Origin of the sequence: Pseudoalteromonas sp. Angola-30, from assembly GCF_028599215.1 — a bacterium.
In the GTDB taxonomy this organism is placed as follows: Bacteria; Pseudomonadota; Gammaproteobacteria; order Enterobacterales; family Alteromonadaceae; genus Pseudoalteromonas; species Pseudoalteromonas atlantica.
This window is the reverse complement of sequence record NZ_JAQREI010000004.1, coordinates 189,733-215,635: the sequence shown is the minus strand read 5'-3', so window position 1 is coordinate 215,635 and position 25,903 is coordinate 189,733. Positions and strand designations below refer to the sequence as shown.

The 25,903-nt window shown below is 40.6% G+C and carries 30 protein-coding genes; 19 read left to right on the top strand and 11 right to left on the bottom strand.

Features of this window, described 5'->3' with window-relative positions:
• Positions 1-39: 39 nt before the first annotated feature.
• On the bottom strand, positions 40-471 hold the full coding sequence (locus PSH54_RS08090) for a hypothetical protein (RefSeq protein WP_024034030.1): 432 nt from the start codon (positions 469-471) through the stop codon (positions 40-42).
• 241 nt (positions 472-712) lie between these two features.
• On the opposite strand from PSH54_RS08090, the gene xthA reads away from it, so the two are divergent.
• From xthA to PSH54_RS08075, 3 genes are read left to right on the top strand one after another with little or no spacing between them, the layout of a single operon-like run.
• Positions 713-1,519, top strand: a complete 807-nt coding sequence (gene xthA / locus PSH54_RS08085) for an exodeoxyribonuclease III (RefSeq protein WP_054982403.1) — start codon at positions 713-715, stop codon at positions 1,517-1,519.
• A 5-nt stretch (positions 1,520-1,524) separates the two neighbouring features.
• Positions 1,525-2,172, top strand: coding sequence for an energy-coupling factor ABC transporter permease (locus tag PSH54_RS08080; protein WP_138578216.1), 648 nt, complete (start codon positions 1,525-1,527; stop codon positions 2,170-2,172).
• Positions 2,169-2,969 (top strand): putative RNA methyltransferase, encoded by an 801-nt coding sequence (locus PSH54_RS08075; RefSeq protein ID WP_273605902.1) that lies wholly within the window; start codon positions 2,169-2,171, stop codon positions 2,967-2,969. Before PSH54_RS08080 ends, PSH54_RS08075 begins: the two co-directional genes overlap by 4 nt.
• 132 nt (positions 2,970-3,101) lie before the next feature.
• Here the strand turns inward: PSH54_RS08075 and yfbV are convergent, their stop codons facing one another.
• Complete coding sequence (gene yfbV, locus PSH54_RS08070) at positions 3,102-3,548, bottom strand: terminus macrodomain insulation protein YfbV (RefSeq protein ID WP_024034026.1); 447 nt, start codon at positions 3,546-3,548, stop codon at positions 3,102-3,104.
• A 298-nt stretch (positions 3,549-3,846) separates the two neighbouring features.
• Here yfbV and PSH54_RS08065 point away from each other — a divergent pair, with 298 nt between their 5' ends.
• The 7 genes from PSH54_RS08065 (at position 3,847) to PSH54_RS08035 (ending at position 10,502) form a co-directional block, all read left to right on the top strand.
• Positions 3,847-5,061 (top strand): acetate kinase, encoded by a 1,215-nt coding sequence (locus PSH54_RS08065; RefSeq protein WP_273605948.1) that lies wholly within the window; start codon positions 3,847-3,849, stop codon positions 5,059-5,061.
• Positions 5,062-5,063: 2 nt separating this feature from the next.
• Positions 5,064-7,223: a phosphate acetyltransferase gene (gene pta, locus PSH54_RS08060; RefSeq protein ID WP_004587777.1), complete on the top strand. Its 2,160-nt coding sequence runs from the start codon at positions 5,064-5,066 to the stop codon at positions 7,221-7,223.
• Between the two features lie 226 nt (positions 7,224-7,449).
• On the top strand, positions 7,450-7,839 hold the full coding sequence (locus tag PSH54_RS08055) for an ACT domain-containing protein (protein WP_004587776.1): 390 nt from the start codon (positions 7,450-7,452) through the stop codon (positions 7,837-7,839).
• Complete coding sequence (locus PSH54_RS08050; protein WP_004587775.1) at positions 7,840-8,337, top strand: PTS glucose transporter subunit IIA; 498 nt, start codon at positions 7,840-7,842, stop codon at positions 8,335-8,337.
• Positions 8,338-8,341: 4 nt separating this feature from the next.
• Positions 8,342-8,686 (top strand): ArsC family reductase, encoded by a 345-nt coding sequence (locus tag PSH54_RS08045; protein ID WP_273605901.1) that lies wholly within the window; start codon positions 8,342-8,344, stop codon positions 8,684-8,686.
• Positions 8,686-9,816: a succinyl-diaminopimelate desuccinylase gene (gene dapE / locus PSH54_RS08040; protein ID WP_273605900.1), complete on the top strand. Its 1,131-nt coding sequence runs from the start codon at positions 8,686-8,688 to the stop codon at positions 9,814-9,816. Before PSH54_RS08045 ends, dapE begins: the two co-directional genes overlap by 1 nt.
• Positions 9,816-10,502 carry a M15 family metallopeptidase gene (locus PSH54_RS08035; RefSeq protein WP_264389630.1) on the top strand — a complete coding sequence of 229 codons (687 nt, stop codon included), beginning with the start codon at positions 9,816-9,818 and terminating at the stop codon, positions 10,500-10,502. The genes dapE and PSH54_RS08035 overlap by 1 nt, the downstream gene beginning before the upstream one ends.
• Before the next feature lie 19 nt (positions 10,503-10,521).
• Here the strand turns inward: PSH54_RS08035 and PSH54_RS08030 are convergent, their stop codons facing one another.
• Positions 10,522-11,394: a DMT family transporter gene (locus PSH54_RS08030; protein ID WP_273605899.1), complete on the bottom strand. Its 873-nt coding sequence runs from the start codon at positions 11,392-11,394 to the stop codon at positions 10,522-10,524.
• A gap of 382 nt (positions 11,395-11,776) precedes the next feature.
• Between PSH54_RS08030 and PSH54_RS08025 the strand changes: the two genes are divergently transcribed.
• From PSH54_RS08025 to PSH54_RS08010, 4 genes are all read left to right on the top strand, one after another.
• A complete protein-coding gene (locus tag PSH54_RS08025; protein ID WP_273605898.1) occupies positions 11,777-13,141 on the top strand; it encodes a COG3014 family protein in 1,365 nt (454 codons plus the stop codon).
• 8 nt (positions 13,142-13,149) lie between these two features.
• Positions 13,150-13,575, top strand: a complete 426-nt coding sequence (locus PSH54_RS08020) for a YcfL family protein (RefSeq protein WP_024032667.1) — start codon at positions 13,150-13,152, stop codon at positions 13,573-13,575.
• Between the two features lie 11 nt (positions 13,576-13,586).
• Entirely contained in the window at positions 13,587-14,204 is a 618-nt protein-coding gene (lpoB, locus tag PSH54_RS08015; protein ID WP_024032666.1) for a penicillin-binding protein activator LpoB, read from the top strand.
• Between the two features lie 214 nt (positions 14,205-14,418).
• Positions 14,419-14,886, top strand: coding sequence for a glycine zipper 2TM domain-containing protein (locus tag PSH54_RS08010; RefSeq protein ID WP_004587767.1), 468 nt, complete (start codon positions 14,419-14,421; stop codon positions 14,884-14,886).
• Between the two features lie 85 nt (positions 14,887-14,971).
• Here the strand turns inward: PSH54_RS08010 and PSH54_RS08005 are convergent, their stop codons facing one another.
• Positions 14,972-16,189, bottom strand: a complete 1,218-nt coding sequence (locus PSH54_RS08005) for a pyridoxal phosphate-dependent aminotransferase (protein WP_273605897.1) — start codon at positions 16,187-16,189, stop codon at positions 14,972-14,974.
• Positions 16,190-16,452: 263 nt separating this feature from the next.
• Positions 16,453-16,797, bottom strand: coding sequence for an Hpt domain-containing protein (locus PSH54_RS08000; RefSeq protein ID WP_273605896.1), 345 nt, complete (start codon positions 16,795-16,797; stop codon positions 16,453-16,455).
• A 137-nt stretch (positions 16,798-16,934) separates the two neighbouring features.
• Between PSH54_RS08000 and PSH54_RS07995 the strand changes: the two genes are divergently transcribed.
• The 3 genes from PSH54_RS07995 to PSH54_RS07985 all read left to right on the top strand — a co-directional run bounded on the left by PSH54_RS07995 (position 16,935) and on the right by PSH54_RS07985 (position 19,088).
• Entirely contained in the window at positions 16,935-17,531 is a 597-nt protein-coding gene (locus PSH54_RS07995) for a tRNA-uridine aminocarboxypropyltransferase (protein WP_273605895.1), read from the top strand.
• Positions 17,532-17,547: 16 nt separating this feature from the next.
• Positions 17,548-18,330 (top strand): CLCA_X family protein, encoded by a 783-nt coding sequence (locus PSH54_RS07990; protein ID WP_273605894.1) that lies wholly within the window; start codon positions 17,548-17,550, stop codon positions 18,328-18,330.
• A 98-nt stretch (positions 18,331-18,428) separates the two neighbouring features.
• Positions 18,429-19,088: a type IV pili methyl-accepting chemotaxis transducer N-terminal domain-containing protein gene (locus PSH54_RS07985; protein WP_273605893.1), complete on the top strand. Its 660-nt coding sequence runs from the start codon at positions 18,429-18,431 to the stop codon at positions 19,086-19,088.
• 93 nt (positions 19,089-19,181) lie between these two features.
• Here PSH54_RS07985 and dcd read toward each other — a convergent pair whose 3' ends face one another.
• Positions 19,182-19,769 carry a dCTP deaminase gene (dcd, locus tag PSH54_RS07980; RefSeq protein WP_004587761.1) on the bottom strand — a complete coding sequence of 196 codons (588 nt, stop codon included), beginning with the start codon at positions 19,767-19,769 and terminating at the stop codon, positions 19,182-19,184.
• 6 nt (positions 19,770-19,775) lie between these two features.
• Positions 19,776-20,852: an iron-sulfur cluster carrier protein ApbC gene (gene apbC / locus PSH54_RS07975; RefSeq protein ID WP_273605892.1), complete on the bottom strand. Its 1,077-nt coding sequence runs from the start codon at positions 20,850-20,852 to the stop codon at positions 19,776-19,778.
• A 187-nt stretch (positions 20,853-21,039) separates the two neighbouring features.
• Between apbC and metG the strand changes: the two genes are divergently transcribed.
• Positions 21,040-23,061, top strand: a complete 2,022-nt coding sequence (metG, locus tag PSH54_RS07970) for a methionine--tRNA ligase (RefSeq protein WP_064385641.1) — start codon at positions 21,040-21,042, stop codon at positions 23,059-23,061.
• A 256-nt stretch (positions 23,062-23,317) separates the two neighbouring features.
• Positions 23,318-23,974 carry a bifunctional 4-hydroxy-2-oxoglutarate aldolase/2-dehydro-3-deoxy-phosphogluconate aldolase gene (locus tag PSH54_RS07965; protein WP_273605891.1) on the top strand — a complete coding sequence of 219 codons (657 nt, stop codon included), beginning with the start codon at positions 23,318-23,320 and terminating at the stop codon, positions 23,972-23,974.
• A 57-nt stretch (positions 23,975-24,031) separates the two neighbouring features.
• Here the strand turns inward: PSH54_RS07965 and PSH54_RS07960 are convergent, their stop codons facing one another.
• From PSH54_RS07960 to moaC, 4 genes are read right to left on the bottom strand one after another with little or no spacing between them, the layout of a single operon-like run.
• On the bottom strand, positions 24,032-24,676 hold the full coding sequence (locus PSH54_RS07960; RefSeq protein WP_273605890.1) for an MOSC domain-containing protein: 645 nt from the start codon (positions 24,674-24,676) through the stop codon (positions 24,032-24,034).
• Positions 24,677-25,156, bottom strand: coding sequence for a molybdopterin synthase catalytic subunit MoaE (gene moaE, locus PSH54_RS07955; protein ID WP_273605889.1), 480 nt, complete (start codon positions 25,154-25,156; stop codon positions 24,677-24,679).
• Positions 25,156-25,455, bottom strand: a complete 300-nt coding sequence (locus PSH54_RS07950) for a MoaD/ThiS family protein (protein WP_273605888.1) — start codon at positions 25,453-25,455, stop codon at positions 25,156-25,158. Before PSH54_RS07950 ends, moaE begins: the two co-directional genes overlap by 1 nt.
• Entirely contained in the window at positions 25,433-25,903 is a 471-nt protein-coding gene (moaC, locus tag PSH54_RS07945; RefSeq protein ID WP_004587754.1) for a cyclic pyranopterin monophosphate synthase MoaC, read from the bottom strand. The genes PSH54_RS07950 and moaC overlap by 23 nt, the downstream gene beginning before the upstream one ends.

Below are 25,903 nucleotides of genomic sequence, written 5' to 3'. Positions count from 1 at the left end.
CAAACTGGGCATTACTTTAATCTATATGTTACCGCGAAATTAGATTGCTGCGTTTTGGTAACGCTTTACAAATTCAGTTACGTTTTGTCCGTTACACTTTAACGAGTTTAAGTTACCAATTTTTTGGCGAACAGGCGCAAGGCCTTGCTTTAACGCTGTGATACATAACTGTGTTTCTTGGTGTGCATCTTTTGCAAACACTTCAACTTTTGATTCAGCAGCTTGGTTAGACGTTACTTTTTTAGCAATGTCGCGAATATCTTGACCATTACATAAAACACTTTTAGAAAAACGCGATAAGTATACACCGTGTTGTGCTGCTTCTTTACGCGCTGCGCTAAAGCCTTCATTTGCACTTAATACACATAATTTAGATTCAAGTTTATTATCTTGGCTAAAGTAAGTGTTGCTTTTTGCTGATACAGACACAGAGGCTAATAAAGCAGTAGCTAAAAGTAATTGTGTTTTCATGAGAGAGATCCTATTTGAACGACTAAACAAGTAATTTTTGCGCATTATATATTCAATAATCACGAGATCAATTGAATTTTTTATTTATTTAAATAATTAATAAAGCATTTACAATGTTTAAACTTTGCGCACCAATTGATCAACATTTGCGCAGCTATTTTCTCATTTCGATCATGTTATGTAGGCTTATTTACTGATACAATTTAGTTATAAAAACAGAGTCTAATTAAAGGTAAATTTTATGAAGGTTATTTCTTTCAATATCAATGGTCTGCGAGCTCGCTTACACCAGTTACAAGCAATTATAGATAAACACCAGCCAGACATTATTGGTTTGCAAGAAATTAAAGTTCATGATGAGGCGTTCCCCCTCGAGGACGTACAAAAAATGGGTTACCACGTTTATTTTCATGGTCAAAAAGCGCACTACGGTGTGGCAATGTTATGCAAAAATAAGCCTAAATCGGTCTTAAAAGGTTTTGCCAGCGACACTGAAGAAGCACAGAAACGCATGATAAGTGTGACAGTTGAGCAAGAAAATGGCCGCGACCTAACGGTAATGAATGGTTATTTCCCACAAGGCGATAATATAAATCACGAAACAAAATTCCCTTATAAGCGCCAGTTTTACAAAGATTTAATGACCCATTTAGAAACAAACCACACGCCCGATGAAGACGTTATCGTTATGGGCGATATCAATATTTCGCCTACCGATTTAGATATTGGTATTGGTGAAGTAAACGCTAAACGCTGGCTTAAAACAGGTAAGTGCTCGTTTCAACCAGAGGAGCGCGAATGGCTTGCTAAATTATTAAATTGGGGATTTAAAGATACCTTCAGAGAGCAAAACCCTGATACAAGCGACAAATACTCGTGGTTTGATTATCGCTCTAAAGGGTTTGTAGATAATCGTGGCCTACGCATTGATGTTGTGCTTGCTACCCATGCCCTTGCCGAGCGCTGTATTGATACCGGCATAGATTACGAATTACGCGGCATAGAAAAGCCCTCTGACCATGCGCCAATTTGGTCAACCTTTAAATAATTGCTATGTTAACGCTTAAAATGCAAGGGCTACTTTGGGCCCTTGTTTTAATTATTACCTTTATAAGCGTAGAAAAAAATACCTATAAAGCACTTTATAAAACGCCTGCACGGCAAATAGGGGTACTTGCGTGTGCGTTAGTGTTTGCCATGTTATGGCAAATTAAAGCGGGTATTTTAAGCGGTCTTGATTTACACATTTTAGGTGTAACTGCCGCAACGCTAATTTTAGGGTGGCGCCTTGCTATTTTAAGTAGCCTGCTGGCTAGTGCCCTATTGGCGGCTTTTGCAAACATTGATCTTAATCTTTTGCCCATGCAAATACTGTTTGGTGCATTTATTCCTACATTATTAAGCTACCTTGGCTTTATAATGAGTTATCAGTATTTACCGCGTCACTTTTTTGTTTATATTTTTGTATGCTCTTTTATATTGGCAGGCTTTATTGCATGTCTAAAAATAAGCTTTGGGGCTTTGTTTTATTTGCTTATAGGGCAATATAATTGGCAGGAATTGGCAGATAATTACGTATACCTAAGTGCTATCATTTGGTTTCCTGAGGCAATGCTCAACGGTATGGCCATTACGCTTTTGATCACTTATCGGCCACACTGGGTCAAAACTTTTTATGATAAGGACTACCTAGACTCATGAGTCTGCAATACCAATGCCCTTTATGTAACCACGCACTTTTAAAACATAATTCATCACTTCGATGTGACAATAATCACACCTTCGACTTTGCCAAAGAAGGCTATGTAAATTTATTACCGGTGCAACACAAAAACTCAAAGCAACCGGGTGATTCGCTCGAAATGGTACAAGCAAGGCGTGCTTTTTTAGAGCAAGGCTTTTACGCATTTTTACAGCGCGCATTAAGTAATATAATTAGTGAGCGTAAACCAAACGTGCTAATAGATTTAGGCTGCGGCGAAGGATTTTATACTCATGCCATTGCCGATAAAATAGAGGCGCAGGTATACGGCGTCGATATTTCTAAATCAGCCGTAAAATATGCAGCAAAGCGATACCCACAATGTCATTTTAGCGTTGCATCAATTAGCCAGACGCCTTTTAAGTCAGGCACTGCTGACGTATTACTGAGTGTTTTTGCGCCTTTGTTTGAGCAAGAGCTGGCGCGTTTAGCAGCGCCAAATGCCACATTAGTAGTTGCAAGCCCTGGGCCGTGGCATTTAAAAGAGCTTAAAGAATATATTTATGCAGATGTAGCAAAACACACTGAAATTGACACGCCAAGCGGCTTTATAAAAGCAGATCAAAAGCTCATTACAGAGCAGGTTACGCTTAATTTTTCAGATATTAAAAATTTAATAATGATGACACCATTTGCGTGGAAATTTAGACCTGAACATTGGCAAACTCTTGAAGAAAAAGGCGCCCAAAGCGTCACCCTATCGTTTTACATTACCGAGTTTAGTAAAGCCGATTGATGTTTTAATAACGAGTGTTAGTGAGGAAGTTACTGCCCGGCTATATTGAGTAAGCTCATATGTCAGAGGGAGTGTTATGAATAAATGGAGCAAAGCGTGCGCTCTGCTCATACACTTACAGATAAACGCGCTCTAAAATTGCTCTTTAGTAAACGCTTTATCCATTTTATCAAACATGTCTTTTAATAAGTGTGCAAGCTCCATATAACGGGGCTTGTTTTCGCTTATTTGGGCTTGATAGCCATTTGCCACCATTTTGGTATATAACTCGTTGTACCATTTTTGCATGCTCGGTTCTAATGGTGTTTCGGCTCGCTTACCTAACCAAAACAAGCCTTGCAACGGCAACGATAAAAAAAACAATGCACTGGCAATCGCTTGCGGTAAAAAATCGGGGCCTAAATAGTTAAGCTGAAAAAATAACGTAAGCATGGCTAATATTGGCATTACAGTAATTGCCAGCTCGGTTGCCTTAATTACTTTAAATTCGTTAAACAACGGTGCTAACTCTTTACGCATAGGCCATTTTTTTGCATATGCCCTACCCGTTTGTAATTGTGACATCACACTTTTTTGCATCATGACTCCTCACATCTAAACTTTTAAACCCGTAGCGCCTGCTTGCCACTGCCTGTAAGTGTAACACAAATAAATAGCTTCACACTTTAGCAGTAAAAGTTATTGTTTTTGTATATAAGCAACTAAACACTAAACTAAATTTATTAACTGGGTTAAAATACTCATCTTATAAATTAGACTTTAGTCGCTTTTTTATCACCTATATGGTGGCTAAGTTTACCTTTAATTTGCACCTTAAGTGTATTGTTCATATCTTAACGTACACTTACTAAATTTATTGTTTATGGAAACTGTATCTATGCCAACTACGCCCTCTAAATCACAACACGTTTTAGTATTAAACTGTGGTAGTTCGAGTTTAAAATTTGCCATTATTGATGCTGATAACGGGCATGAAATTATTTCGGGCTTAGCTGAACGCCTAGGTTCAAAAAATCCATCTATCAAATATAAATACCAAGGTAATAAAACCGTTATCACCTTAGCTGCTAATCAAGCGCATGGTGAAGCAATTAATACGCTTGTGAGCCTAATTAAAGATCACCACTTAGATGAGCATTTAATTGCCGTAGGCCATCGTGTTGTTCACGGTGGTGAGCACTTTACTCAATCTGCATTAGTGGATGAAAAAGTCATAGCGGGTATTTCAGATGCTTCAAGCCTTGCCCCTTTACATGGCCATGCAAACTTACTGGGTATTTCATCAGCGCAGGCTTCGTTTGCTGGTTTGCCACAGGTTGCTGTTTTTGACACTGCATTTCATCAAACCATGGATAAAGTAGCCTACTTATATGCACTCCCTTACAAGCTATACACAGAGCACGGTGTTCGCCGTTACGGTATGCACGGCACAAGCCACTATTATGTAGCAGGCCAAACCGCTAAATTAATTAATAAGCCTGTTGAGCAAAGCAACTTTATTAGTGCGCATTTAGGTAATGGTTGTTCTGTGTGTGCAATTAAAGGCGGTAAAAGTGTAGATACTAGCATGGGCTTAACCCCGCTTGCTGGGTTAGTAATGGGCACCCGCAGCGGTGATATCGACCCTGGTTTATTTAACTTTTTAACGACACAACTTAATTACGATGCAAAACAAATCGACAACTTACTGAATAAAGAAAGTGGTTTGTTAGGTATTAGTGAACTGTCTAACGACTGCAGAACCATAGAAGAAGCCGCTGTAGCTGGCCATGAAAAAGCCGCCCTTGCACTTGACATTTTTTGCTACCGCCTTGCTAAACAAATTGCCGCCTACATGGTGCCATTACAGCAGTTAGATGCGCTTATTTTTACCGGTGGTATAGGCGAAAACTCAGATATTATCCGCGAAAAAGTAATCACACAACTAACGTTTTTAGGCCTAGATTGCGATAAACAAGCCAACTTAGATGCGCGATTTGGTAATGAAGGCATTATTAGCTCTGACAACGCGATCACTAAAGCGGTTGTAATGCCAACTAATGAAGAATGGGTAATTGCCCTTGATGCCGCTAACATTGTGAAGGAGCTTTAATTATGGCACGTCGTATTATGTTAATTCCGGTTTCTACGGGTGTTGGTTTAACATCTGTTTCTGTCGGGTTAGTGCGTGCGCTTGAGCAAAAAACCGTGAAAGTTAACTTTTTCAAGCCAATTGCCCAACCACGTACGGGTGAAACAGGCCCTGAAAAGTCGACTCAAATTATTATGCAAGGCTCATCAATTACCCCACCAACTCCCTTTGCATTAAGCTATGCAGAGCAAATGATTGGCGATGGTAAAGGCGATGATTTACTTGAAGAAATAGTAGAGCGCTTTGAAAGTAAAATTAACGATGACGAAGTAGCTATTATTGAAGGTATGGTGCCTACTCGCCGCCAACCTTATGCAGGGCGTGTAAACCGCGAAATAGCCCAAACTCTGGGTGCCGATATTGTATTTGTACTAACCCCTGGTAATTACACCATTACGCAAATTGAAGACCGTTTAGAAATTGCTGCTGGGTATTATGGTGGCATTGATCACCCGCGTGTTTTAGGCTGTATTTTTAACAAAGTGAATGCCCCACTTGATGAAGAAGGCCGCGCCCGCGCTGATTTGGTCGATTCATACAAAGCAGAAGAGCTCGATAACGAATTAAACCGTTTAGCTTCTTTACCTATTTTTAGAAAAAACCCATTTATGCTGTTAGGCGCCATCCCGTGGGACTTTGATTTAGTTGCGCCGCGCGTTAAAGATTTAAGCGCGTATTTAAAAGCCACCATAATTAACGAAGGCGACATGCTACACCGTCGCTTACGCCGTATTACATTTTGTGCGCGTACTGTATCAAACATTTTGAACCACTTTACACCGGGCGCATTATTAGTCACCCCGGGCGATCGTTCAGATATTTTAGTCGCTGCGTGTTTGTCGGCCATGAACGGCACTAAAATTGGTGCTATTTTACTTACCGGTGGTTTTGAACCAGAGCCGCGTATAATGGCGCTGTGTGAACAAGCAATGCAAACAGGCTTGCCTATTTTAGCCACAGAGGCCGATACTTGGCGTACATCATTACTACTGCATAATTTTAATATGGAAGTACCAAGCGATGATGACCAACGTATTGAAAAAGTAAAAGATCACAACGCAGAATATATCGATTCTGATTGGCTCGATACGCTTGCAAAAAATGTTGGCAAAACACGTAAGCTCTCTCCTCCTGCGTTTCGTTATTTACTTACAGATAAAGCCCGTAAAGCGGCTAAAACAGTGGTACTTCCTGAAGGAAATGAGCCGCGTACTATTAAAGCCGCGGCTATTTGTGGACAACGTGGTATTGCAAAAACAGTATTACTTGGCGATCGCGATGAAATAATGCGTATTGCCGAGCAACAAGGTATTGAGCTTAACGAACATGTAAGTATTGTTGAGCCAAAATCGGTGATTAACGACTATGTTGCACCTATGGTCGAAATTCGTAAAAGCAAAGGCTTAACAGAAGTCGTAGCACAAGAGCAATTACAAGATAATGTTGTACTGGGCACTATGATGCTTGAGCAAGGTAAAGTCGATGGCTTAGTATCTGGCGCTGTTAACACAACCGCTAATACAATTCGCCCACCGCTACAGCTAATTAAAACCGCTCCAGGGTCATCACTTGTATCGTCTGTGTTTTTTATGCTGCTGCCCGACCAAGTACTGGTATACGGCGACTGTGCAATTAACCCTGACCCTAATGCAGAACAATTAGCAGATATCGCTATTCAGTCAGCCGATTCTGCAGCTGCGTTTGGCATAGAGCCACGTGTTGCCATGATAAGCTACAGCACAGGTACTTCTGGCTCTGGCGCCGATGTTGAAAAAGTGCGTGAAGCCACGCAAATTGCTCAACAAAAACGTCCAGATTTAATTATTGATGGGCCATTGCAATACGACGCTGCGATTATGGAAAATGTTGCTCTTAAAAAAGCACCAAATAGCCCAGTAGCCGGTAAAGCTACGGTATTTATTTTCCCAGACCTTAATACCGGTAACACAACCTACAAAGCCGTACAACGTAGTGCCGATTTAATCAGCATAGGGCCTATGTTACAAGGTATGCGAAAGCCCGTTAACGATTTAAGCCGTGGCGCATTAGTCGATGACATAGTGTACACCATTGCACTTACAGCTATTCAAGCAGCTCAAGTTGAAGCGCTCGAAAACGCCTAAATTAAACTAGTGCTTTTTATAGCCTAGCTAATATTTACTTATTAATTAGTTAGTTAGGCTATTTATACCTACCAATTCCCATACTTATCCACAGAAATTGTGGGTAAGTTTTAAATCCTTATTACCCACAGTCACACAGCCTTTATTTTAGTGGCTGTTACACCTTTAATTTAAAGCCAATAATCTATACTATTAACTGACTCTATACGCTGTTTGCAGGTTATTAATGTCAAAACAAACATTACAATTACACAGCACGCTGTTGTCAATTCATAGTTTAGAAGTGGATGCAGACATTCCTGTAGCGCTATTAAAATTACCCCTATTTTTTATTTCTAAAACTCACGATGAGCTTTCTATTGTTTGCCCTAGTCATTTTGCTATTGAGTGTTTAGATACAGAGCCTGATTGGCAAGCACTTGAAGTGGTTGGCCCGTTGGGGTTTTCTTTAACGGGGATTATGGCCAATATATCTGGCGTGCTTGCAAAGGCTAATATTTCTATTTTTTCTATCTCAACCTACGACACAGACTATATTTTGGTAAAAAAACACACTGCGCAGCAAGCCATCACTGCACTTAAAAACGATGGTTACAATTTAGTAGTAGATCAATAAATGAGAGCAGCCTCTATCGAGTTTTTAGCGCAAAATAAACTCCCCGCCAGCGCATTAAAAATTACCAGCCCCTTTAGCGGCAAAGTCATTGATTTGAACCTGCACCCTGAGCCCTTTTTTAAATTTTCTACCCTTGGGCCAACTATGTTGGTTGCATTAAGTAATCATAAAATTTTAGCGCCCTTTGATGGCACTTTAGTACAGGTTAAAAATGCAGGATGTGAATTTATTCTCCAAGCAAATAACGGTTTAAAGGTTCTCATTAACTTGTCACTACCGGCGCAGCAGCCTATTACACACACACATATTGCACAGCTAAATGGCAGCAAAATAAGCAAAGGGCAGCGCTTAGCTTACTTTGATTTACGCGAACTTAAATCGCCCTTACTGGCCAGCTTGGTGCTATTAAATGGCCATAACTTAGGCACTTTTCATTATTCACACACGCAAGTAAATGCGGGTGTAGACCCCCTTTTAACTATTATTAAGAAGAACTAAACCTATGATCACTCTTTACGGCATTAGTAATTGCGACACCATTAAAAAAGCCAAAAAATACCTCGCCGACAACAACATAGATTTTACCTTTCACGATTACCGAAAAGACGGTATAAACGAGCAGCTTGTAAGCGAATTTGCTGAGCATATTGACTGGGAACAATTAGTTAATAAGCGTGGCACAACCTATCGCGCACTCTGTGATGAGCAAAAGCAAAACCTAAGCAAAGACACGGCTATAACATTACTTGTAGAGCAACCAGCTATGATCAAGCGCCCAGTGCTTGTAAATAACAACAGCTACCACTTAGGCTTTAAAGCTGCGCAATACGATGAGATATTTAAATAATGACCCATGAAGTAATTGCACTTGCACAAGCGCTTATTCAGCGCGAGTCGGTAACCCCTGAAGATGCGGGTTGCCAATCAATGATGAACGAGCGTTTAAAAGCCCTAGGCTTTAATATTGAGTCGTTATTTTTTACCGATACACTCAATACATGGGCCCGAAAAGGAAACGAGTCGCCACACTTTTGTTTTGCTGGTCATACCGATGTAGTCCCTACAGGACCTGCACAAAACTGGCAGCACCCGCCATTTTCAGGCTTAATTGAAGATGGTTTGCTGCATGGCCGAGGCGCAGCTGATATGAAGGGCTCTCTGGCGGCAATGCTTGTTGCTACTGAGCGCTTTGTGGCTAAAAACCCTGATCACAAAGGCTCTATCTCATTTTTAATTACCTCCGATGAAGAAGGCCCCTTTATCAACGGCACAACCAAAGTAATAGACACGCTTGAAGCACGCGGCGAAAAAATTGATATGTGCTTAGTGGGTGAGCCTTCATCGCGAGATGTACTCGGTGATGTAGTAAAAAATGGCCGTCGTGGCTCCCTTACTGGCTTTTTAAAAGTAAAAGGTGTGCAAGGCCATGTAGCCTACCCCCACTTAGCACAAAACCCAATTCATTTGGCTGCCCCCGCCATTACTGAACTTAGCCAAACCGTGTGGGACAACGGCAATGAATTTTTCCCTGCAACCAGCTTTCAGGTATCAAATATAAATGGTGGCACGGGAGCCGGTAATGTCATACCGGGCGAGCTTGAGGTGCAATTTAATTTTAGATTTAGTACCGAAGTAACTCATCAGCAACTACAAGAACGGGTTAATGCTATTTTACAAACGCATGAATTAAACTACGAATTAAGCTGGATAGTAAACGGCTTGCCGTTTATAACCGAGCATGGCCCGTTAGTTGATGCCACCGTAAATGCGATTAAATCTGTCACGGGCTTAACCACTAACCTCGAAACCACCGGGGGTACGTCAGATGGGCGCTTTATAGCGCAAACAGGCGCAAAAGTGATTGAACTAGGCCCCCGCAACGCCACTATTCATAAAGTAGATGAATGTGTAAGCACCGATGATTTAATCGCTTTAGCTGATATTTACGAGCAAATTTTAGAGCAACTGTTAACCTAATGGCACTCGATACCAATACATTAGCAATGTGTATCACTGGACAAAGTGATACACACCTCACTGAGATTCAATCGCATCGGTTACATACTGATATTATTGATGACTTTTTAGCCCTGCAAAATGGCGCTAAAAACGCTGGTTTTGAGCTGACTATTGCCTCAAGTTTTCGCGATTTTAATCGCCAAGCTATGATTTGGAATAACAAGTTTTTAGGTATACGCCCTGTTTTTAATAAACAGCAACAGATAGTGGATTTAAGCCAACTAAATGAGTTGGAAAAATGCACGGCTATTATGCTCTACTCTGCCTTGCCAGGGGCTAGTCGGCATCATTTAGGTACCGACCTTGATGTGTATGATACCGCTGCAATTAACGATGACTATAAGCTGCAACTTACCCCTGATGAATACCAACATGGTGGGCCATTTGCGCCACTCAGCCAGTGGCTTGATAAAAATCTAGCTAAATATGGTTTTTATCGCCCCTACAAACAGGATTTAGGCGGCGTAGCACCTGAACTTTGGCATATTAGCCATATTAAGCAATCTCAGCGGTTAGTAAACACATTGAGCGAAGCGATGCTTTACGAATGTATAAGCAACAGCGATTTAGAGGGTAAGTCAGCTATTTTAGATAATTTACCCGCGCTATATAAACGTTTTATAACAAATGTAAGCCCGCCTTAATAGCGGGCTTTTCTTGGCATTACCGCGCTGTATGCTTATTTAATATAAACACCAATACCGAGCCAAGTATAAGTGAGCTTGCAATAATAAACTCCACTGTTACCTGCTCAGATAAAAACAACATACCTGCAATAGCAGCTAGAACAGGCACACATAACTGTACAACCGCCGCTTGCGTGCTTTTTAGTAGCGGCATGGCCACATACCAAATACTGTAACCAATGCCTGATGCAATGGCGCCCGAGGCGCACGCTAGTAACACCCCTTGCATACTTACTGTTTTTAAATAGCCTATTGCTACAAGTAATAAAACAGGAATAGCCACTAAGCTTCTTATAAAGTTAAAGGCGGTGGTCCGCAGCGGCGATACACACGCTTTACCACGTATACTGTAAACGCCCCATGCAACACCACTTAACGCCATAAGCGATGCCCCTAACAAAGAAGGCACAGCGGCAGAGGGCAACATTAAATACACAAATCCAGCTAACGCGACAAAAAAAGCCCCCCTCTGCAATTTACTCAGCTGCTCTTTTTTATATATGCCCCAACCAATCATGGTAAGTTGCACCGCCGAAAATAAAATAAGCGCACCGGTGCCTGTATCTAGCTCTATATAAGCAATAGAAAAACAAAGTGCATATACCAATAAACTAATACTGCTTCGCCAACTTCCGGTATCACTTAAAATAGCGTCATTAAGCGCCCCCTTACGCTTAAGGTTATACGTATATACAGCCATAATTAAGCCTAAACACACGGCACCACTTACGAGCCTGATAATTGTAAAATTCCACGCATCAATATAACCTTGCGCTAACGCCATACGGCAAAGTAAAGAATTTGCCGCAAAGGCTATTAATGCAACGAGGGTGTATAAAGTGGCTTTCAAAATCGCTCCTTAACTAAAACCTTATAATGAGATGCTTTAAATTGGCTTGCTCAGCCAGCGCTGTATTTAAACAGCTGAGCCATTTAGCTGTAAAGCGGCATTGTTGTAATTACTCTATTCTTATTCGCAGCATTATAACTTTATATACTGCTAAATTGCTGTAATTAAGCGTCTATCCTCTGGTATTCACAAGCTATTCATGATGATTTGCCTACCTTAAATACACGTAATTTAACTAACGCGCGATGACCTTGGGGAGAATAATTTTCAATCTTCACAGGTCTATATGCCCTAAATTAGGCTACGCTTTTTTACACTATTTCACACAAATCCAAAACCAGAGTATGTTAATCTTTAAAACCTAACTATATAGGAGTGCTCAGTGCGCCAAAGTATAATTTTAAGTGTTTGTTTTATATTAAGTGGATGCAGCACCATAGGCTTTAATGATTTATTTAACGACTATGCAAGCCAAATGACGCCTGTAAGAAACGCAATTCAAAATAACAATATTGAACAGGCTCAATCACTTATTGCCAACAATAGTAAGTTACACAGTAGCTATTTACTTAACCAATTAGAGCAAGCCCGTTTAAAAGACCTTGCTAACGAGCAAAGTCTTTCACAACAACAATTTGAAAACGTATACGCCCAGGTACAAACAAAACGAGAAGCAGCAAAAATTCAATTAAGTGCAGGGCTTGAACAAAGTAACGCCTTATTTACTAACGACTCTGCCATTACCTATGTACCACCGGCATATGAAATGAGCATGCTACATAGCTACAAAGCACTTAATTATGTATACAACAGTGATTTAGAAGGCGCCTTGGTTGAAATACGTCGTGCTAACAAAGTACAAGTCGATGCGCTTGCAGATAATAAAACACAAATAAACGACACAATAGAGCAAGCACAACAGCATTACCCAAGTATGAGTAATGTGACACGCGGTATTAAAAATGGTTTTCAAAATGCCTTTACGTTTTATTTATCTGCGCTGTTGTACCAAAGTGATAAACAATACGATGATGCCTACATTGATTATAAAAAAGCATTAGAGATTCAACCTGACAATCACTACTTACAGCAAGATGTAATGCGATTAGCTAAAAAGCAAGGTTTTAACCAAGATTTAGAAGAGTTTGAGCGCCGCTTTAGCCCATTAAAGCCCCTTCATGCTAATCACGGTGAAGTGGTTATATTGGTTGAACAAGGCTTAGTGCCTAAACAAGATGAATTTAAATTACGCTTGCCTATTTATACCTCAGGTGGCGATGCGCGTTTTTACAGTTTAGCAATGCCGGTTTATAAAGATAATGCGTTTATAGCTAACATTAATGGCGTAAATATAGGTCCGCAAAATTTAGAGCTAAACCCGTTAGTGCATATAGAAGCATTAGCGGCTAAAACATTAGAGCAACAAATACCGGCTCGCGTATCTAGGCAAGTATTACGCTTGGTAGCCAAAGAAAAAGTGCGCGCAGAGCTTGCACGTAGCACAGGCGATGTAGGCAATATCATTGCTAATATTTATAATTTGGCGTCTGAGCAGGCTGATACACGTAGCTGGCTCACTTTACCTAATCAAATAAGCATGGCACGTAGCAGTTTAAATGCAGGGTCGCATACACTTTTAATAGGCAACCATGCGCCTATTAATTTTACCGTTAGTAAGCAAGGGTTAACCTTAATTTACCTAACCTCTATTAATAACTATTTTAACTACCATGTGGTTCAACTCTAGGAGTCATCATGAAATATACTTTGCCATTAGTGGCTGCATTAATGCTTGGGGCATGTGCAAGCCAACCTGATACATCAGGCATTTCGGTTGAGCAAAGCAAAAATACATTTAACGAGCAGTTACATGTTGATAATCCTGCTCTAGGTGAAAAGCTTGCCATTACCGATGTTAAAACACGCCAAACAAACCAGTTAACCGACGTGGTAGTAACACTAAGCAGCCAATATAAAAAGTCGCAATATTTACAGTATCAGTTTAATTGGTACGACAAAGACGGGTTTGTAATTAAAGGAAACCACTCACCTTGGCAAGCCTTAACACTGTTTGGTTTTTCTAAAACACAATTACCCGGCTTAGCGCCAACACCGGATGCGGTTACATTTTCGCTCGCTGTAAGAGAAGTGTCTACCGACGCACAAGAATTTAAAGAATAAGGGTTATAAAAATGATCACTACACAATTTAAAACGTTATCGAGTTATGCAGTTATTGGCCTCAGCGCACTCATTTTAAGTGGTTGTGCCAATAAAGCCGTAGTTAGTTATGGCGACGCGCAAGCAGTAGAAACCACCGATATAAACTTTGGCTCTACCGATTTACAAAAAGTAGCCAGCCAAATGACCGACTCACTACTTAGCTCGCCGGTTATTGGCACAATGACCCAAAACAAACGCCCTGTGGTATTTGTTGAGCGCATTAAAAATAAAACCAGTGAACACATAGACACTGAATCTATTACCGACTCAATCTCTACGCAACTGTTGCGCAGCGGTAAGTTTCGTTTTGTTGACATGACCCGTGTTGAATCAGTACGTGAGCAGCTTAACTTTCAAAACGAAGATGCCCTTGTAAACCCTGCCACCGCAGTTGCCTTTGGTAAACAAATTGGTGCGCAATACATGCTGTACGGCAACTTATCGAGCATTGTTAAATCAAATGCTGATAAATCAGATGTGTATTACAAATTTACAATGCGCTTAATGGATATGCAAAGCGGCCTAGTCGAGTGGGCAGACGAAACTGAAATTCGTAAAACGAAAGAAAAATCGACATTTGGTTGGTAATAGTACCAATTAGCTTAATTAACTGATCTATTTTGAGGCTGGATAAACGCGTTGATAGCTAGGAAAAATTGCTATTTATTTGTTTTAAATGAGAATCTTTAACGCAGGTAGTGACACGTTTAGCCGCAAAATGATTAAGTTTTTTTGAGCATTGGTATACATATCCACGCAAAGGCAAAATATCGCCTTTGCGTAACACCAATAGGAGACATCTATGAAAGCCTTAACCATAGCAATGTGTGCATTGCTTACACTCAGTGCACCAAGTTTTGCTAACTATGAGCGAAACAAAGCCGTGCCTGTACAACAGGTTTTATTTGGCGATGTAAAATCTGTACGTAAAATTACCGAACAAGAGCTTGTGCAAGACAAAAACAATGGCTGGAAAACCTTTGGCGGCGCCCTACTCGGGGGTGTTGTCGGTAATCAATTTGGTGGTGGGAGCGGTCGTACCGTCGCCACTATTTTAGGCTCAGTCATTGGCGGAAGCGTGGCGCATAATAATCAGCAAAAAAGCTATTATAAGCAAACACACCTAGTAGAGTTATTGATTCAGGTAGAAAACGGCGATCAATACATGGTGGTACAAGACCAAGACCAGTCAATGCGCTTTAGTAAAGGTGATAACGTACGGTTGGTCTATTTAAGTGATAATACCGTAAGAGTTGACCGCGCGTACTAATAAGCCCGTATCAGCATTATCGCGTAAATAAAAAACGAGCTAATTAAGCTCGTTTTTTATTTTACAGCGTATTAGTTGGAATTAACTAAACTTGGCGATAGTCTTTAAAAAAGCGCTGCATTTTAAGCATCGCACTCGATAAATCGTCTTTGTTAGGTAAAAACACTAACCTAAAGTGATCTGGCTCTGGCCAATTAAATGCACGCCCATGCACTAATAATATTTTTTCTGCTTTTAGTAAATCAAACATCATTTTTTCATCATCAGTGACATTAAAATGAGCCGTGTCTACTTTAGCAAAGGCGTAAAGCGCCCCTTTTGGCTTTTTACAGCTTATCCCTTCAATAGCATTAAGCCCACGCCAAGCAATATCGCGCTGAACATATAATCGCCCGCCTGGGTCGATTAAGCTATCTATTGATTGCACGCCCCCTAGCGCTTGTTGTATCGCATATTGCGCGGGTACATTGGCACACAAACGCATAGACGATAAAATATCTAGCCCTTTGCGTAAATCTTCCATTGCTGGGGTGCGCCCGCTTAGTACCATCCAGCCCATACGAATACCCGCTGCACGGTAAGTTTTAGCTAAGCCATTAAAGGTAATAATGGGCACATCGTCGCATAGCGCACCAATTGAGGTGTGAGTGATGCCATCGTATAAAATCTTTTCGTAAATTTCATCGCTAAGCAATAACAGCTTATGCTCGCGCGCCACATTAATTAACTCTAAAAGTAAATCGTCACTATAAACCGCGCCGGTTGGGTTATTAGGGTTAATTAGTACGAGCGCTTTTGTTTTAGACGTAATTTTACTTTTTATATCAGCAATATCCGGAAACCAATCTTGCTCTTCATCACATAAATAATGAACAGGGTTGCCCCCTGCTAATTTAACTGACGCGGTCCACAGTGGGTAATCAGGCGCAGGAATAAGCACTTCATCATCGTTATTTAATAACGCCTGGGTGATCATTTGGATAAGCTCGCTCACCCCATTACCAATATAAATATTATCTACATCTAAGTTATGTAAACCTCGTTGCTGGTAATGCTGATAAACCGCTACACGGGCTGAATATAACCCCTTAGAGTCGCAGTAGCCTTGGGCCGAATACAAATTACGAATAATATCGCGGTGCATGTCCTCTGGCATATCAAAACCAAACGCCGCAGGGTTACCAATATTAAGCTTTAGTACCTTTTGACCTTCGTCTTCCATTTTTTTGGCTTGCGCTAAAACCGGTCCACGAATGTCATAACATACACCTTCTAATTTGTGACTCTTTTTAATATCTGACATTTTTACCTCTTTGGGGCGAACTGGCTTTATGGAAAAAAATAATTAACTAGGAGTGGGTTTGTTCAATGTGAGGGTTATAACCTAATGGGCTCGGTAAAATTGTGTTACTAGCCCAAGGGTGGCCCTTGGGCAATGCGTGATCAAATTTATTATCGAGAGGCCAAACACGCCCTAGTAAAGTCTAAGACTACCCTAGTAAAGGCGTAAAATGCCAGCGTAATTAGTTGCTTAATACTGAAATAAATTCACGTTAACAAATAAAGTTAATTAGACTCTACCCACGCTCTTAATTGGGCCTGCGAACCACTTACTTGCGCCAATAAATCTGTAGATGCCGTAATAGCTTGCGCTAAGTTATCTTGATTGAGATTAAGCTCAATATCACGGGCTACATCAGATAAACTCGTGGCACCAAACTGTGCCGCGTTCGACTTTAAACTATGGGCATGACGAATCGCCGCTTCTTTATCGTTACCAATGGTTGCAATTACTTCATTACCAAGGCGCTCAAATTCACTGCAGCAAAATTCAAGTGTATCTTTAAACTGCTCACCAAGTAACGACTGCATACTTTCTAAAGCAGCCTCATCTATTTGTACTTCTGTCATATTTTAAGCCCTTCTAAACATTCCGTGTCATTTTATAATTAATAGTATTACTGTATATCTATGCGTAAAAAAATCCAACTTTATTACTTTATAAATGTATAATTATCAAAATACACTCGCAATAAAAAGTTTAATTAATGACTCGCCAAGTTTGTGAACGCTGTTTGTTTACGCCCTCTACCTGTATATGCGGGGCCATTAAACGTTTAACAAATAAAGTTAGCGTGGTTATTCTACAACACCCCAGTGAAGAAAAAATAGCGAAAAACACGGCAAAATTGCTGAATTTGAGCCTAACTGACTGCAAAATAATCAAAGGGGAAAATAACACAGACTTTGCCATGCTCAACTCTTTACCTGTGGAGTCTACGGTACTGCTCTACCCTAACGAGCACGCCACCAACTTAGATGATACAAACCCAAAGCCAGCCTTAAGTAAAATTACGCACTTAATCGTGATTGATGGCACCTGGAAAAAAGCCTATAAAATTTTGCAGCTGACCCCGCTACTCACTAAATTTAAAACAGTGAGCTTTAAGCAGTTACCGCAAAACCGTTACGCTATTAGAAAAGCCCCTAGAGCCGATAGCCTTTCAACACTTGAGGCCGTTGCACATAGTTTGTTGTTAATAGAGCAGCAAAACCCTGCTCCGCTTTATAATTTATTAGACGAATTAATACAAAAACAAACCCAACACATGCCCGAACACGTAAAAGCACGTTACTTAAGTTAGCCACCATTAAATTTAAATGCGTAATTACCCAAACAGATTAAAACGCGGATTCACTCGTAAAGGGCCAGACTACCGCTTTGACGACCAAGTTGACTTTAGCGATATTAGAGACACCTTTGGCTTTAGATCTATGGTTGTAGGAAAATGGGTAACCAAAGAAGAGCATCTTATTAGTGCAAACTTAATTTACGATGCACTCGCCGACCTTGCTCAAATATTACATTTACCACCCAAAGCCATTGGCCTGCGCGGCAAACTAAATTTTGCCTTTGGGCATGGCGGTCAAAAAGGCGTACAAGCGCATTATAACGCAGCTTCACAAACCCTTGCTTTAGCAAAAAATGCGGGCGGTGGCGCATTGGCTCACGAATGGTTTCATGCGTTTGATCACCATATAAGCGAGCATTTATTTAATGCAAAACCTCGCTTTGGTTTTGCCTCAAAGCTGTGGCTTTCAAATACGCCAAATTTATCTCACCCACTTAATAGTGCGCTAAACGATTTTTACAAAAACGTGTTTTTAGATTTTGATGGGGAAGATGCGAATGAATTTGTACAAACGTGCATAAAACACGACCAAGCGCACAACATGAATTACATGAGTATGCCTGAGGAGTTAGCAGCGCGCTGCTTTGAAGCTTGCATAGATGCTCACAGCACTATTCAAAATAGCTTTTTAGTCAGTGGCTTAAAAAGCAGTAACTTGATATACCCAAGTGCTCAACATGTTAATAAAGCAAATAAAGCCCTTAATAAGTATTTTGAACTACTAGGTTATGCACTTCATAAATCTCAATAAGCCACAAACTACCTTGTAAACTTTAATTACGTGAAAAATCTTATATTTAATCTATCCTATCCTAAAGCATTAATAATTTTAAAATAAGTAGCAATTAAATGGTAAATACTGATTTTTCAAATAAAAAGCATGGCGCTATCTCTTTTGTTTATATTGTTCCCTTAACTGTAATTGCAATTTTATCTATCTGTATTCACTTTATGCTTGATGAAGTCATTGAAGCGCAAACCGATACTGGAAAACTCGTAAATGTAAGTGGTCAACAAAGAATGCTTTCGCAACGGGTGAGCATGTTTACTTTAGAGTACTTAATGTATGGCTCGCAGGATTCTAAATTACTGGCCATTAATGCTTTAAACTCTTTAAAAAATAATCATAAATACTTATTAAGTGAGCATTATGGGGCGCAAGTATTAGGCGATGAAAGCCCGCTATCTAAGGAGTTGTTAGCAATGTATTTTAAAGAGCCTATTAATGTCGATAAAAAATTAAGTATGTTTTCAGATAGAGTTGAAGAAGTACTAAAGTTAAAAACACAAACACTTAATTTAGATACAGCGCAAGAAAGCTTTTTTTCTTTAGCAAAAGAGCCGCTTTTAAAATCGTTTAATACGGTGGTTATGCAGTACGAAAAAGAGAGTGTTGACAGGGTTAAAAGGCTACACACTATTCAAGGCATTGTAATTATAGTTATTTTATTATCTATATTAGTCGAGTTTTTACTCGTTTATAAAGCCAGAAATAAAAAACACATTTAATATCAGTGTAAGCAATAATGCACATTGATATAAGTTATTAAGCGTTTAAGCTAGCAAAACAAAGCCATTTAAACGCTTAATAGTTTTATATTGTTATAGGTTATCGTCGCTAATGCGGCTTGCTACCGCACTACTTTGATCTTTATATTTTGCGTCTTTACGAATGTTGTATGGGTTTTCGCAGGGTCCTGAAAGCATTTCAAAGCTCATTGCACCAATTTTCATCATTGGGCGCAGCGCCAGTGGTAACTTACCTGAGTTATAAAATTCTAAAACAATATTACCACTCCAACCTGGGTCGATTCTGTGCGCTGTTACATGCACCATTAAACCTAAGCGGGCAAGTGATGAACGACCATCTAACCAGCCTACTATGTCGGCAGGAAGTGTTACTTTTTCATGGGTAATGGCCAATGCCAGTTCACCTGGGTGTAAAAAGAAAGCTTCGCCGTCGGCAAGCTCAATCTCTTCACTCATGATTGATTCCATAGCCTTATTTAACTGATCTTTAGGGCCACTTAAATCTACGTACGCTGCGTTATGTGCGTTAAAGGTTCTAAATTTGTTCCCTAAACGCAAATCGGCTGTCACACCCGAAATCATTTCGTTAGTCGGCGCAGGCTCAATCACTATGCGGCCATCGCTTAAATATTCTTTAATATGGGTATCTGAGAGTCTCATTTTTTCTTAGTCCTGCGTTATCACTATCTCAACACTGTGTTGGTGCTGCTGATAAAAAAGCGTGCTGGCAATCAGTCTTGCCGCTGCGCTGTATGTGTTGCTAATAGCCGCGCTGGTATCGCTGGCGATTAATTTACCTTGCTCTGAGTATTCACGAATATCTATGGCAAGTGGAATATGGCTTAACACCGGTACGCCGTGTTTATGAGCAAGTTTTTCTGCGCCATCTTTGCCAAACACATGGTTGGCTTCTCCGCAGTGGCTACAAATGTAGTGACTCATATTTTCAATAAGCCCAAGCACAGGTACGTTTACTTTATTAAACATTGCAATGCCTTTTTGCGCATCAGCAAGGGCTAAATCTTGTGGAGTAGTCACAATAACAGTGCCGCTGGCAGGCACTTTTTGGCTCATTGTTAGCTGTATATCGCCCGTACCCGGTGGCATATCAACGATTAAGTAATCAAGTTCGCCCCAATCGGTTTCGTTTAATAATTGGTTGAGCGCTCCCGATGCCATTGGCCCTCGCCATACCGTTGCGTCATCACTTGGCACTAAAAAGCCGATTGATTGCGCTTTAATGCCGTTGGCATCAAATGGCTGTAGTAGTTTGTTATCTTTGGTTTGTGGCTCTGCACCCACAAGCCCTAAAAGCATAGGAATAGATGGCCCATAAATATCAGCATCTAAAATCCCTACTTTTGCGCCTTCGCTTTTCAGCGCCCCAGCTAAATTTACAGCGGTAGTGGATTTTCCTACCCCCCCTTTACCTGAGGCAATCAGCACAATGTGTTTAATGGCTTTAAACTTTGCAGGCTCTTTTATACTCACCACAGAGTCTATGGTAACCGGTGTATTTATACTTTCACTTACGTGCTGCTCAACTAACTGCATTTCTGATTGAGCCGCAAATGGCAGCGTTATTTTAATGTGTATTGATTTATCGTCATTTTGCGAAATGGTATCAATAAAACTTTCATCAATACCTACGGCAAATGCCGCGCTTCGATACGCCGCTAAGGCAGTAATAATCGGTTGTTTTTGCACCGATTTAGAGGAGAATAGTTTCGACAGTCCAAACATAGCAATTAAATAGCGTTTCTTTGATGAAAAGTGCCACAGAATTATGTAACATTCAGGGCATTAACACCAGTCAATTAACAAAAATCCATAAGCTGCGCGTACCGTTAGTCCAAAGCTTATGGATAAATTAATGATAACCGCCTTTTTTGTAGTAAAAATGGTGGTTTATCCTCAATTCGGAATGATTATGACGCAGCGAAAGATCCTCATTACCAGCGCATTACCTTATGCAAATGGCCCTACTCACTTAGGCCATTTATTGGAATATATTCAAACTGATATTTGGTCACGTTTTCAAAAGCTACAAGGCCACGAAGCTTATTATGTTTGCGCCGACGATGCTCACGGCACGCCAATTATGCTTAATGCGCAAAAGCAAGGGATCACGCCTGAAGAAATGGTTAAAAATGTAAGCATTGAACGCCAGCGCGACTTTGCCGACTTTAACATCAAGTTTGATAAATACCACAGCACCCACAGCTCAGAAAATAAAGAGCTGAGTGAGCTTATTTATAACCGCCTTAATGATGCGGGCCATATTAAAAAGCACACTATTTCACAGTTATTCGACCCTGAAAAAGGCATATTTTTACCAGATCGCTTTGTAACAGGTACTTGCCCAACGTGTAAGTCTGAAAACCAAAATGGCGATAGCTGTGACTCGTGTGGCGCAACTTACAGCCCAACCGAATTAATAAACCCGCGCTCAGTAATGTCAGGTGCAGAGCCAATTTTAAAAGATTCAGAGCATTACTTTTTTGACCTGCCAGCATTTGAAGGCATGCTTAAAGAATGGCTACACTCGGGCTCTATTCAGCAAGAAATGGCGAATAAGTTAGATGAGTGGTTTACCGATGGCCTGCAACAGTGGGATATTAGCCGCGATGCGCCTTACTTTGGTTTTGAAATTCCAAATGCACCGGGCAAATACTTTTACGTATGGCTAGATGCGCCAATTGGCTACATGGCAAGCTTTAAAAACCTATGTGACGAAAAAGGCCTCGACTTTGATGCATTTTGGGCTGAAGGTTCTGATGCTGAGCTTTATCACTTTATTGGTAAAGACATTATTTACTTCCACAGCTTATTTTGGCCAGCCATGCTAGAGGGCGCTAATTTTAGAAAGCCAACTAACGTGTTTGCACATGGCTTTGTAACCGTCAATGGCGAGAAAATGTCTAAATCAAAGGGTACGTTTATAAAAGCACGTACTTACCTTGATAACCTAGACCCAGAGTACTTACGTTATTACTACGCAGCTAAATTAAACAGCGGTATTATTGACCTTGATTTAAACCTAGAAGACTTTGCACAACGTGTAAATTCAGACCTAGTTGGTAAAGTAGTAAACATAGCAAGCCGCTGTGCAGGCTTTATTACTAAAAAGTTTGACGGTAAATTAAGTAGCACAATTATGCAGCCAGAACTACTTGAAGAATTTCAAGCTGCTGCACCGAGCATTACTGCCCACTATGAAAACCGTGAATACAGCCGCGCGATTCGTGAAATTATGGCCCTAGCCGACAAAGCAAACCAATTTATTGATGCCGCAGCGCCATGGGTACTCATTAAAGATGAAGCAAAACAGCAAGAAGCGCACGAAGTGTGCTCGCTTGGCCTTAACTTGTTCCGTGTTTTAATTACCTATTTAAAACCTGTATTACCAGGTATGGCTGCAAACGTAGAAGCCTTTTTAAATGACGACTTAGCATGGGATGGCGTTCAAAATGCACTTGTTGCACACCCTATCAATAAATTTAAGCCGCTCATGCAACGTGTAGAAATGGATAAAGTGAACAAAATGGTTGAAGAATCAAAAGAAAGCCTAGAATCAAAAGTAACAATTGACCCTAATAGCCCACTTGCAAAAGAGCCAATTGCGGATGAAATTGAATTTGATGACTTTGCAAAAGTAGACCTACGTGTTGCTAAAATTGCTAAAGCAGAGCATGTTGAAGGCGCCGATAAGCTACTTAAACTTACGCTGGATTTAGGCGGCGAAACACGCCAAGTGTTTGCTGGTATTAAATCGGCTTACGCACCAGAAGACATTGAAGGCAAACTGACTGTAATGGTTGCAAACCTTAAACCTCGTAAAATGCGCTTTGGTATGTCAGAGGGTATGGTATTAGCTGCAGGCCCTGGCGGTAAAGAAATTTACATTCTTAACCCAGACGATGGTTCTGAGCCTGGCATGCGTGTAATGTAATTTATTACTTATAAAAAACCGCTGATATTTCAGCGGTTTTTTTATGAGAAAAAAACGTTTATACCAATTCCTTTAATTAAGTGTGCTATTTTGAGGGTGCAAAAGCGTGTTGATAACTAGACAAAAACTCGCTATTTAATTATTCAAAATGATCAAAGTGAGAGCTTTTTAACGCGTTTAGCCCCAAAATGATTAAGTATTATTGCCGATTGCTGTTACACGTGTGACTCTGTATTAAATAAAGTAAAGTGACATTATGAGCCAAATTTTAAATGCCAACAGAATAAAAATAAGCAACCAAATAAAGCAACATAAGCTAGTTCCTATACTTCGCTTAAAGCAACAAAGCGATGTAGCCCCTTTAATTAATTGCTTAGTTAATGCAGGCATTAACGTGCTAGAAATCACCTCAAATACACCTGGCTTTGAGCAAGAAATAGCAAAAGCACGCGCTGCTTATAAAAATACACTCATTGGCGCTGGCACAATAATTAACACCGCCCTTGCGCAACAAGCGATTGATGCCGGTGCGCAATTTATAGTTACACCAAATACTAATCAAGCAGTGGTAGAGCTTGCCCACCGCCATGGTTTACCTGTGTTAATGGGTGCACTCACCCCTACCGATATTGCCAATGCCATAGAGTATAACGCCGATATTATTAAAGTTTTTCCTGCAGGCAGTATGGGGATTAATTACTTTAAAGCGCTAGCGGGGCCTTTTTCTGATGTGCCATTAATGCCCGTAGGCGGCATTAATTTAGACAACCTAGCACATTGGTTTGCAGCGGGGGCATGCGCAGTGGCGGTAAGTAGTGATTTTAGTAAGCCGGTAAATAACAAACAGCAATACGACACATTAAGCCAATTGGTGTGCAAATACATATCAGCGGTTGCTCACTTAACAAACTAAATAATACAGCTAAAAGTGAGCTTTTATTAAGGGTAATATAGCTTTAATAACGCTCTTTTAACTACCTAACTTCTTTTTGATTTTAGTTTGCCACTCAAGTGCAAGCTCGGGTAGTTCAAGTGCTGCTAATAATAAGTTTTCATAATCTGGGTATTGTTTATCAAAAAAGGCCTGAAACAACGTTTTAACCGAAATGTTATGCTCAGCTTTATGTTCAATAGTCACTGCATCGCCCGTTTTAGCAACACCTTCCTCAAGCACTCTAAAATAAACACCCGTGTGGTAATACTGAGTGAACAGTTTTAGGCTTTGTTTATTATTAAGTGCAATAGCCAATTTAAAGCACGGCACACGGGGCTGGCTTACCTCAAGCAGTGCAGTACCTAAACGAATACGATCTCCTATATGAATGTTTTGCTCATCAAGGTCTGAAATTGTGAAGTTTTCGCCAAAGGCACCGACTGCTAAATCATCATTTTTAAGGGTGCGCTTCCAATAATCATAATGATTGTGCGAAAACGCATAAACCGCTTTATCCACCCCGCCATGATTAACTAAATCGGCTTGTTCATCACCTATTATATTTAGCTTTTCAATAACAACCGGCTCATTGGTTGGCGTTTTAAATATACCTGTTTTAATGGCTTTGCCGTTATGCTCAACCGTTTTTATTTTAGAGATGTTGGTAGAGATTATATGCATTTACTTAATTGCATCCTGTTCGATACTTTGCCATTTATCCAGTGCTTCCTTGTCGCTTTGTTTAAACTCAACCCAGTTTGAGGAGTCTTTAAAATGCTCTTTTTTCCAAAACGTGGCGTGGTTTTTTAAGTAATCCATAATAAACTGTGCGCCTTCAAACGCGGCTTCGCGGTGGCGGCTGGTTACGCCAACAAATACAATTTGCTCACCAAGAGCTAAATAACCTACTCGATGAATAATGCTTATGTGGGCAAGTTGCCAGCGTGTTTGGGCTTGCTCAGCTATAGATTTCAGTAGTTGCTCAGTCATCCCTGGGTAGTGTTCAAGCTCAAGGGCGATTACGTTATCGCCGCTGCTAAATTCTCGCACCAGCCCTGTAAACGTCACTACGGCACCATCACTTTTGTTATTACTGCAAAGTGCGTCATGTTGCTCGCCTACTGAAAAATCCTGCGTTTGTACTTTAATGCTTATACTCATTAGCCACCTGTCACTGGTGGGAAAAAAGCAAGTTCATCCCCTGCTTTTACAAGCTCATCGCTTGATGACATAGTTTGATTAAGCGCACACAATACATCACGCTCTTCAAGCCATGCCTGCCAATGTGGGTTTTGCTCAACCAGCATGTGTTTAAACGCTTTAATGCTAAGGGTATACGCTATATCAACGGTTAACTTATCGCACTTTAGGCGCTCTTTTAGTTGGCCAAAAAACAGTACGTTTACATGCCCTGCCGCTGCATCAGTATCATTTAAATTAGTCTCGCTGCCAGCTACCATGTTTGCCTCCTGCTTTTTGCGTTACACGCATACCGTGTATTTCCATAAGCGGGTCGGCGGCTTTACACATATCAAATAATGTAAGGGTCGCTACAGATACAGCGGTGAGTGCTTCCATTTCAACGCCCGTTTTGCCCGCCAATTTACAGTAGCTAGTAACTTTAATTTGGCTATTTGCTTCATCAAGTTCAAAATCAACGGCTACTTTACTCAGTGCCAGCGGGTGACAAAGCGGAATTAAATCAGCGCACTTTTTAGCGCCCTGAATACCCGCAATTCGGGCTACGCCTAACACGTCACCTTTTTTATTTTGATTAAGCAACACTTGCTCAAAAGCCTGTTTGCTCATTTTAATGTAGGCCTCGGCAGATGCATCGCGCAGAGTGACCTCTTTTAGCGATACATCAACCATGTTTGCTTGGCCGTTTTCATCTACGTGGCTCAGCAT